Origin of the sequence: Desulfonatronospira sp., from assembly GCA_003563255.1 — a bacterium.
GTDB lineage: Bacteria > Desulfobacterota > Desulfovibrionia > Desulfovibrionales > Desulfonatronovibrionaceae > Desulfonatronospira.
The window spans coordinates 1-3,043 of the sequence record PWSL01000489.1 but is presented as its reverse complement, the minus strand read 5'-3'; the positions used below and the strand labels follow the sequence as shown (position 1 = coordinate 3,043).

2 protein-coding genes are annotated in these 3,043 nt (G+C 43.9%); both read right to left on the bottom strand.

Annotated features, from left to right (window positions below):
• A partial coding sequence (locus QZP87_RS14335; protein ID WP_291323606.1) for an Ig-like domain-containing protein occupies nt 1-398 on the bottom strand: 398 nt, incomplete at its 3' end.
• Nucleotides 399-783: 385 nt separating this feature from the next.
• A complete protein-coding gene (locus tag QZP87_RS14330) occupies nt 784-2,700 on the bottom strand; it encodes a hypothetical protein (RefSeq protein WP_291323605.1) in 1,917 nt (638 codons plus the stop codon).
• Nucleotides 2,701-3,043: the final 343 nt, after the last annotated feature.

Below are 3,043 nucleotides of genomic sequence, written 5' to 3'. Positions count from 1 at the left end.
ATTGAAGGTGAAGGATTCTTCGGCTCTTCAGCAAACCTCTCTACTGTAAGAACAAATGTATCTTCTGCTCTTCCCTCTCTCCAGTCAGCAACTTCGATCGTTATCCCATATGTACCAGCATCTCCGTACTCTGGATAATATACATAGCGGTATTCGTCATGAATCTTAACTATCTCACCTTTGTCTCCTTGCGTAAGTTGAAATGTAAGGGGATCATTATCTGGATCTTCAGCATATTCAAGAAGATTTACTAAGAGTTTCTCATCACTCTCGCGAATTGTCTGATCAGGAATTGATAAGATGGGTGGATTATTCGGCCTTAAAAATGGGCAACCGAGCAAACTCAGAAGTATTAGAAAACAAGCACTCAGAAGAAAGCTTTTCAATATAGCGCGCATATAACCCCCCCGTTTCAGAAGCATAAAATCAAGATAACAAAGACTCATCAATCAAGAGACTGGATCGTATTCTGTGGCCTTCCATTCCAACTGAAACCAATGCAGTTAATCTAGTATCAATCCAAGTAAATTATCCAAAAATAGTCATACAGTTTCTCTCAATCCATTGCAGAAACCTGCTGTAGAAATCCAAAAAACGCTAAAGATTAGCAGGCACATTCGGTAACTACACTATAAGCATACACTAACAGACACGTAAAACGGAACTAACTCGTTCAATGAGACGAATCAGTTTGTCGACCCTATGAAAAAAGTCCAGGCCAGTAACTATCTTTGCCGACTTTCCTGTAAAGTATTGCAGAAGTTCTACAGATGACTGTCGAAACTAATTACTACAAGGAAGATTGTACCTAGCCTGAACGAAAGTAGGTTCAATAACCTCAACTAGCAATAGTGACTTCCCGTTGGATGATTCTCCAGGGATTCTGTCATCTCTGCGGTTTAAAGTCCAATAATCGAAGGGGACCAGTCGCTCTTCTCCTCCTTGCATAATCGTGGCCTCAAGCGGCACCTCGAAGAGAATCTTGGAACCTTCTTCATGCCAGCCTTCGTTACCAGGGTCCGCTGCACCATGAGGATAGCTTCCACTCTCGACTCTGTACTTTGCATCGAATACCATCGTTAACTCTGTTTCTTCATCAACAATGACGATCTTTTCGTTCTCTGTATAACCATCATCCCAACGAGCGAATTCAAAGATCGAATCTACTCCTCTCAGTTCGGGCCTATTGGGATAATCATACAAGTTGAACTCTTGAACCCTCTGAACAACAACGTGATGCTCGCTTCCTTCAGGAACCCTGAATTCTACTGGTGTAAAGAAGATCTCCCCGTTAATACTGAGCTCCATGCCGTCTTGAGGAAGGCTGAAGATCCTGAGATAGGGACGTGTGTCCTCTCGAAAGATCGCTGTTGCAGAAGTGTCCTCTTCGATCTCGAATTCAACCACAAGTTTATCGCTGACAATACCATTAATTTGCCACTCAACAAATATCCAACCGTCATTGGGGACTACTGAAACTTCTACAGTCTCTCCGTGCTCAAAAACTCCTTCCCCAGTTACTTCTCCAGCCTCTTCCGGAACTGCAGTAACTGTTAACGTGTGCTTTTTCAGTTCAAAGTGTGCAACAAGATTCCTGTGTCTATCTGCATCAAATGCAAGTACAGGTTCCTTCTTGTTGACTCCGTCGACATCCCCACTCCACTCAAGAAAACTAAACCCTTCGAGCTCCTGAGCAATCAATTCCACTCGTTCACCGTGGCTGAAAACTTCTTCAAACACTGCTACACCATTAACCAGTCCAGATCCTTCAGGTTCTGCCGAAGCTTCTATAGAGTACTCCTTCAGACTGAAGAATGCCTTAGCTGTTTTGTCCTCATGCATTTCTATATTGAGCTCAGCTTCCTCAGACTCCTGTCCGTTTATTTCCCACTTAGTGAACTTCCAGCCCTCTTCCGGTTCAGCAGAAAGGCGGACAACTTCACCCTCTTCAAAGACATACGTTCCGGGTTCGGGAGTTACTGTTCCTTTTCCTTCAGGTTCAATCACCATCATTTTCGGGCCTTCCGGAGTAGGTTTAACTGTTCTGAAGCTCCACAGTTCACCGGTCGTCGACGCACCGTGTTCATCTGAAGCAATAACCTTCCAGAAATACTCAGTAGCAGGTTCAAGAACACCGAGTTCGTGAGAAGTAAGTGGTGTGTTTTCGATAACCATATCAAGCTGATCTTCAGCATCGCCAAAGAAGACTGAGAAAGTTAGGTAATCCTCATCGGGGTCGGTGCAGGTCCATTCCAAGGTTACTTCAGTTGAGATTTCCGTCGCTCCATTTTCAGGAAACACTGCCACTGGCTCTTCAGGGAACCTGTTCACATAAATCTTGAAAGAGTCAGTAACTGTTGCCCCTCTGTCGTTCGTAACACCCACTCTGACTTCATATGCAGGATTCTTAAAGGGGACGTTCTCGAAAACAAAATAGCTGTCGTTAAAAATATACCAGGCAGGATTCTCATCAAGTAGATCGTATTTCAGGTCTTCCATGTTCCTTGCGGTCGTATACTGCTTGAGATCAAAAGACAGGGTCTCTCCCTCGTTCACCCGCTGATCGTCGATTCTCAGTGGATCATCAAAAATAACAGGGCAACCCGCGACCACCAAAACTAGCAAAAATGCCACCAAGCCGATAAAAAACCTCTTCATAAACCTTACCTCCACCAAGATAATTAATATGAAAAGAAGCATCGTGAGCTGCTTCATCTGCAGCAATTATACTACAGGATTTTTGTCCGCAATGCAGAAAAGGGTTTCATTTGTTGTCAATATCGATATAGAGGTTCCAAAAAACCGAGGGTTGCGCGTTGCGCCGAGAGAATATCGATCAATAAATAGCGAGAAGTTGTTATGCCAAGAAGTGATCTGGTGAAAAGTCGCATCAGGGAACAAACAGATTATGGATCTATCGATGAATGTAGACCGAATATCGCCAGATCGTATATGGTAGAACCTACGGAATCGTCGTTGTTGAGATCGGATAAAACAGCAATCTCGTCCCAGTCAGGATCTCCGCGCTTCTTCCCATACGACT